6 protein-coding genes are annotated in these 6,692 nt (G+C 67.8%); 2 read left to right on the top strand and 4 right to left on the bottom strand.

The annotated features are described in order from the left end of the window. The coding region (locus tag AC6RA4_RS22125; protein WP_500163988.1) for a siderophore-interacting protein at window positions 1-795 on the top strand (795 nt) is incomplete at its 5' end. A 111-nt stretch (window positions 796-906) separates the two neighbouring features. On the opposite strand, the gene AC6RA4_RS22120 is transcribed toward AC6RA4_RS22125, so the two are convergent. Then, window positions 907-1,389 carry a hypothetical protein gene (locus AC6RA4_RS22120; RefSeq protein ID WP_500163986.1) on the bottom strand — a complete coding sequence of 161 codons (483 nt, stop codon included), beginning with the start codon at window positions 1,387-1,389 and terminating at the stop codon, window positions 907-909. Window positions 1,390-1,885: 496 nt separating this feature from the next. Between AC6RA4_RS22120 and AC6RA4_RS22115 the strand changes: the two genes are divergently transcribed. Then, window positions 1,886-3,445 carry a hypothetical protein gene (locus AC6RA4_RS22115; RefSeq protein ID WP_500163985.1) on the top strand — a complete coding sequence of 520 codons (1,560 nt, stop codon included), beginning with the start codon at window positions 1,886-1,888 and terminating at the stop codon, window positions 3,443-3,445. Between the two features lie 138 nt (window positions 3,446-3,583). Here the strand turns inward: AC6RA4_RS22115 and AC6RA4_RS22110 are convergent, their stop codons facing one another. From AC6RA4_RS22110 to AC6RA4_RS22100, 3 genes are all read right to left on the bottom strand, one after another. Beyond that, the gene (locus tag AC6RA4_RS22110) at window positions 3,584-4,588 is read right to left on the bottom strand and encodes a DUF1214 domain-containing protein (protein WP_500163983.1); all 1,005 of its coding nucleotides are present in this window, start codon (window positions 4,586-4,588) and stop codon (window positions 3,584-3,586) included. A gap of 16 nt (window positions 4,589-4,604) precedes the next feature. After that, window positions 4,605-5,663, bottom strand: coding sequence for a DUF1214 domain-containing protein (locus tag AC6RA4_RS22105; RefSeq protein ID WP_500163982.1), 1,059 nt, complete (start codon window positions 5,661-5,663; stop codon window positions 4,605-4,607). Window positions 5,664-5,794: 131 nt separating this feature from the next. Continuing rightward, window positions 5,795-6,538 (bottom strand): hypothetical protein, encoded by a 744-nt coding sequence (locus AC6RA4_RS22100; RefSeq protein ID WP_500163981.1) that lies wholly within the window; start codon window positions 6,536-6,538, stop codon window positions 5,795-5,797. Between the last annotated feature and the right edge of the window lie 154 nt (window positions 6,539-6,692).

The following is a 6,692-nucleotide window of genomic DNA, read 5'->3' as shown; positions in this document are numbered from 1 at the left end:
CTTGCGAGAGACCTGCTGGCCCGAACTCTCGCCGAACAGGGCGTGGTGCCACACTGGCAGGAGGATCTCGCGGGGCGCCAGCCCGGCAACCAGTCGCGCGCGAGGGTGGTTTCGGTAGGGCGCCTGTCGCCGAATTACAGCCGCGTGGTGATGGAGGGGCCGGATCTGGCGCGCTTTGCCGAAGGCGGGCTGCATTTCCGCCTGCTCTTCGGCCCCGAGGGGGCTGGCTGGCCCGAGACCGACGCGGCCGGCGCCACGCAGTGGCCCGGCGGCATGACGGCCTGGCACCGCCCGGTCTACACCACGCGCGTGTTCGAGAGCGATGGGAGCGTCGCGCGCATCACCTTTGACGTGTTCCGCCACGAGGGCGGGCGGGTCACCGAATGGTGCGACCGTGTCGTGCCCGGCAGCGAGATCGCGATGACCGGCCCCGGAGGCGGCGCCCTGCCCGAGATGGCCGGCTGGATGGGGCTTGTCGGCGACGAGACCGCGATGCCGGTGATGATCCGCATCCTCGAAGCGATGCCCGAGACGACCCGTGGCGAGGCGGTACTCTTTGTGCCCTCCTCCGACGATATCCAGACGGTGCGGCATCCCGAGGGGGTCAGTCTGCGCTGGGTGCTGCGGGGCGGTGACGAGACGCCTCTGGCCGCGCTGAAGGCGCTGCGCCTGCCGGCCGAGGATCGGTATGTCTTCTTCGCGGGAGAGAAGGCGCAGGCGCTGGAGGCCCGGGCGTGGCTGCCGGAACAGGGTCTGCAGAAGGGCGAGTTCGTCTCTGCCGCCTACTGGTCCTGACGGGTCTGCACGACCCCGCGTATCGGTGACACCCAACCCGCGCCTATGCCGAGGCGCGGGCGGGCCAGCGCCGCTTCGGCAATGCGGCGCGAAGATGCCCCCGCCTTTTGGTCAGAGGCGCAGCCCCTGCAGGATCTGCGACAGCGCGGCGATCTCCGCAAGGAAGCCATCGGTGTCGTTGCCCTCGCAGAGCATCATCGCATGGGCCTGCGCATGCTGCGGTCGCCCCGCCATCCTCTCGCGCAGCGTGTTCATCAGCAGCCGCTCGTGCCCGGTGAGCCGCGCCGCGCAGCGCTGGCAGCCCGGGTTGGAGAACTGGAACACGCTGTGCCGCGCCAGGCGCATCTCCTGCACAGCTCTCTGCACGCCGCAGACCAGCCCCGGCGCGGCCTCGCGGCCAAACAGCCGCTCGGCGTGCGGCAACGCGCGGGTCCAGCTTTCCAGCTCCGGCGTCGCGAAGCTCTGAAACTGCAGCCGCGCCACCGTCAGCACGCAGCGCATCAGCGGATCGAGGGTCTCGGTGCCGCGCAGGTCATGCGTGGGGCGGATCTTGCGGCAGGACTGCGCGGCGGGCGTCTTCTCGGGTTGGATCATGGCACCTCTCTCGGCTTGGCCTTTCTGTCTCGGTCACCTCGATGAAAAGGCGGGCGGCGGGACGAAGGCCGCCCGCAAGTCGCGTTACATGAGGTAAGGCTTGCTGGGCGTGGCCGGCTGGCATGCTTTTTCTGACAAATTTACTTGGGATTGACAAGGGGCCATCGCTCCCCGGCATGCCATGAAGGACCTGCACGCTGCCTTGCGTGCGGAAAGATCCACGGCGGCACACAGGCTGGCCCTTCTCACCGTCCCGGCAGCGCAACTCCGTTGAAACATCCTGCTCGGCACGCCGGCTTCCGGGGAACGAGGCGATCAGCGACGCCCATTGCGGGGCGATAGACCGCTCTGCCCGGGCTCCCGGTATCATCTGGCGGCCCTCCTCCGTTGCATTCGTACGCAACCCGAAAACCCGAGTGCGGGTCGTTCGCTATGGAAATCCAGCGTCGATGCGGCATGATGGGTGAAGAGGGCGCTGGACTGGGGCGAGGGTGCGATGAACTTCTTGGCCGGAAATACGATCCTGAAAGCCTCGGCATTGGCCTTGGCGCTGGCACTCGGAGCCTGCGGTTTCGCGGCCGACGACGCGCCCGCGCGCATCGCCGTAGATTTCGACGCCTCCGTCGATCCGGCCAGCTATGCCGGCGAGGTGGAGATCCGCGTTGAAGATACCTTCTCTGCCCGGGGCCGGACCATCCCGCTCGAGGCCTATCTCGGGTTCGCACCGGAGACCCAGACCCGGCTAGGCGGCAAGGCTTTCGTCGATCTGCGACATCTGCAGGCGGCGCTGCCGGACCTGCTCTCGGGCGCGCTGGATCCCGCCTGCGGACTGGGGCTCGATATTCAGTTTGCAGGCGCCGAGGCGGACGGCGCCAAGCTCCGCTCGCGGGCCCGTACCGACGCGCGGGTCTACTGGTGCCGCAAGCGCGGCACCGAGGAAGAGCGTCGCGGGCTGCGGCTCCTGACGCAGACAATCGACATAGACGCCACGCTCGGCGCGAGCCGGGCCGGGGACTGCATCGCGTTTCGGCTGGAGGATCTGACGCTCGATCCGAAAGGGCTGCTCGGCGGGCTGGCGAACCTGTTCCGTGTCACCGAGCGCGCCCGCGCGGCGATCCTCGAAAAGGCGCGCGTGACGCTGGAGGAGAACCCCGTCTGCCCCGAACTCCCCGCTGCGGTAGAGCTTCTCGATCCGGAGTTTCGCGACGCCGGCCTGAGAGAGATCGGGGCCGGCGGCGTTGGCGCCGCCCTGTCCGGCTCGGTCGATCTGAACGCGGCCAATCTGGTCGAGGTTCTCGCGTTGTTTGAAGCGGGCCGGCCGCAGCGCCGGACCGCGACCCTGCTGCTGCCGGGGCCCGGGCAGGCCGGCTTCCGTTTCGAAGACAGCCTGACGGTGCGCGACGTCGAGGTCGACACCGGGCTCGAGCTCCGTCTCGCCGCCGTGGACGCGACCCGGATCGGGATCGAGACCATTCTGGATCTGCGCGATCTCCAGTCCCACCTGCCGGAGATCGTTGCGGGCGAAGTGCTTGTGGACACCTGCGGCGGGCGGATCACGATGCAGAGCCTCGAGGCGGAAGCCGAGGGAGCCAACCTGATTGCCAAGGGGATGCTCGACGTGGAGAGCTTCGACTGCGAACGCACGGGGCCGGGTTCGTGGCAGCGCGGCGCGCTTCTGAGCGAGGAAGAGGTCGGCGTCAGGGCCGACCTGTCGACCGAGCTGGCGGGTGATTGCATCGTCTTTCAGCTTCTCGACCTGCAGCGCGACCCGCCGGGCGCCTTCCGCCAGCTTGAAACCGGAAGCGGACGCCTCGAGGCGGCGCGCGCACTCATGCTCGAGGCGGTGCAGCTCTTGCTCGAAGACCGGCCGCTCTGCCCTGCTCTGCCGCCGGAGATCGGGGTTCTGTCGCCGCAGTTCCACCGCGCCGAGCCGGTGGAACTCGAAGAGCGGGGCTTTGGCGTCGCGCTCGACGGCTCCATCGATCTCGGGCCGCAGGCGCTTGTCGATCTGCTGCTGCTGGTGCAGGCGCGCGGGGCTCTGCCGCCGCCGCCGTGACCGCACGGACCGGATCTGGCAGGCAGGCCACAGCCGTCGGACGAGCGCGTGTTCCGGCAGACGGCACAGACACCACAAACCCAAACCGCACTGTCCGCCCGGGCGCGCCGTTTGCCCCGCTCCGCTCTGGAACCCTCCTCAGTTTGCCGGGACCAGGTCAGGGAAGGTCCAGCTGCCGTCGAGGATTTCGGCGCGCGGCTGGTAAAGCCGGACCGTGTAGTTCCAGCCCGGTGTGACGGGGATGCAATTGACGCGCCCGTCGTCGCAGCCGCCGAAATGGATGGTGTAGGAGCCGTCGTCGTTCGGCGTGGCCGAGGTCTGGTTGTAGCTGTTCCGGCCAAGCGCGTTCGGCGCGAGGTAGCCATCGGCGTCGTAGACGGTGATCGACCAGAACGCATCGACCGGCACGTCCTTCACAGTGACCGCGTAGGGCGTCGTGCCGTCATTGGCTTCGACACTGCCGATCACGGCGGCGGCCGTGGTGGCGGGTTGCCCGGCCCAGCCCGCGATTGCGCCGACGAGGTGATCGACCGGATCGACCTCGTCCTTGCGTCCGAATGCGCGGGAGGCATCGAAGCCCACCGCGGCGGCAAGATCGTTCACCGCCTTGCGCGCCTCGGCAAGGCTTTCGAGATCCCAATCCGGCGCTTCGAACGGTCCCTCGCCGCCGCCCGAGAGCACGATACCGTCCTGCGTCGCATGCGCCGTGGCGAGGTCGTCGGGATCGCCGGCATCGACGAAGGTGCGGAACAGGACAAAGGCGAAGCGTGTGCCGACCTCGTCCTCGGTCAGCTCGTAGGTTCCCGGCGTCGCTTCGACGAAGGCGTAGTGGTCCTGGCTGATCACCAGCATCGACTGAAAGCGACCGTCGGTCGCCGGCAGCGTGACCGTTGCCGGCTCTGACAGATCAAGCACGACCCCTGAATAGAGCGTGTCCTGATTGGCCCGGATGATCGGCTGCGGCGCCTCGGCCGAGACCGGCGCGCGTTCATGGGCGATCTCGCCCAGACCGACACCGAAGGTGCTCAGATTGGCGCGGATCATCGTGTCCGATTCCGCCCGGACGAGGGTCTTGATGGTGACCTCCTCGGCCAGGGCGGGCGCGGCCGCGCAGAGGGCGAGGGCAAGTAGGAGGGGTCTCATGTCTCGTTCCTTTCTCTCAGTTGACCGGCGCGACGGCGGGGAAGCTCCAAGATCCGTCGAGGATCTCGGGGGCGGGCTGGTACAGGCGGATGGTGTAGTTCCAGCCGTCCATGAGCGGGAGGCAGTTGACCCGCCCGTCCTCGCATGCGCCGAAATGGACGGTCATCGAGCCATCCGCGTTGCGCGTGCCCATGACCGAATTGACCGTGTAGGCTCCCAGCGCGTTGGGCTGGAAGAAGCGTTGCGCGTTGTAAAGGCTGATCGACCAGAACGCGCCGACCGGCACATCTGCGGGCACCTCCATCCGGTAGGCGCCGACCGGCAGCCGCGGGTCGACGCCGACATAAAGCGCCTCGTCCTCCGCCAGGCCGCCCCAGCCGACGGCCGTGCCGACAAGGTGGCGCACCGGTTCGACCTCCCCCTTCGCGCCGAAGACGCGGGTGCTGTCGGGAGAGAATGGCGCCAGGCCGATGAGGGCAGACACGAGACGCTCGTAGCTCTCTTCATCGTAGGGCGGCAGGATGAAGGGCCGTGCCGACGCGGCCTCGATCGCCATCCGGTCCTGTATCGCGTTGACCTCGGCCACATCCGCCGGGTCCGAGGCATCCATGAGCACGCGCAGGTAGACCGCGACGTAGGGCGTGTCGAAGGTCTCCACGTCCAGCGCGTAGGTGCCTCCGCCATGGAACACCTCGTTGATGTAGTGATCCTGGTTGACGACCATCGCCGACATGTAGCGATCACCAACGTCGGGCAGGGTCAGGGTTGCGCCCTCGCTGATGTCGACGATTGCCGCGCTGTAGAGCGTGTCGCGATTCATGCTGACGGTCGGCTGGTTGTCGACGGGCGTCGGTTCGCGGAAATGGTAGAAGCGGTTCAGCCCCCCAGCGAGCGCGATATACTTGGCAAACTCGATGTCGGTCGCCGCGCGGGTGAAATTGTCTATCGTGATCGGGATCTCGCGGGCCGCGATCAGTTCGCTCAGATTGTCCTCGGCGAAATCTGCGCTGGCCGCTGCCGCGCAAAACGCCGCAAAAACGCCCGCGACAGTGCCGATATGGCTGGGTCTCTTCATCGAAATCTCCTCATGCATCGTCGCCGCGCCAAAGCCGCCCGCCCTGCGCGTCGGCTTGCACGGGGACACTCCCAAACGTCCCTTGGAGCGGGACGTGCGCGCCCGCCCCCTTCCCTTCGTCATACCGGTCTCTAGAACCGGAATGTCGCACCGAGCACCGGTCCCGACTGGCGCACATCGAACACCACCCCGCCTTCGTCGTAATCGACCTCGAGATGACGCCAGCCGAAGGACGCCCCGACCGAGCCGCTCACCTGCCAGGTCGCGCCCGCGATAACCGACCATTCGCTCTCGGCGCCCACCCCGAAGCCGCCGGCTTCGAGCGCGCCGAACAGCGTCCAGCGCTCCGCCACGCGGTACCGGCTTGCCAGGCCGATCAGCGGATCAACCCAGTTCGCGGTCTCCGTCCGGCGCGACCGTCCACCACCGACAGCTCTCAGATCGAAGCTGTTTTCGAGCCACCAGGCCCGGGCCCCGAGATAGGCGTCGAGCGAGCCTTGCGGGGTCTCTGCCAGCACCCGACCCGCCGCGAGCGACAGCGTTGTCGTCTCGCTCTCGACGTCGACCTTGTCGAAGACGATGCCGCCCAGCGTCTCGGTCGAGGAGGTGCGCACGTACGTCGTGTCGAGATAGATCACCCAAGGTCCATTGCGCGCGCTGGCGAGCAGCATTCCGGCGAAATCGAGATCATCGAGAACATCACCGAACGACAGGTCGACACTCCCGGCGGGCAGCCCCGGGATCGATCCGACATCCCCCGACAGGCCGGAGAGCCAGGCATAGGGCGTGATCTGGACCTCCCAGTCTTGCGCACTCACCGGTGCCGCGATCACACCCGCGACGAGCGCGGAGGCAAGAGTGCGTAGAAGCTGCATGATCCCGTTCTCCCGGTCTGGCGGGGGTGACACCGTGCCTGGCGCGACAAGCTGCGGCGCTCGGCCAAGATGCCGGACGTCGCCTCTTTTCCCGCAGATCAGAGTCCCCCTCTCTCGCGTCATGGTAGCATGGACGTCGGCATCATTTTGCGAC

Source organism: Salipiger sp. (assembly GCF_059781815.1).
Note: the sequence above shows the minus strand (reverse complement) of the source record. Positions and strands in the feature narration are given on the sequence as shown.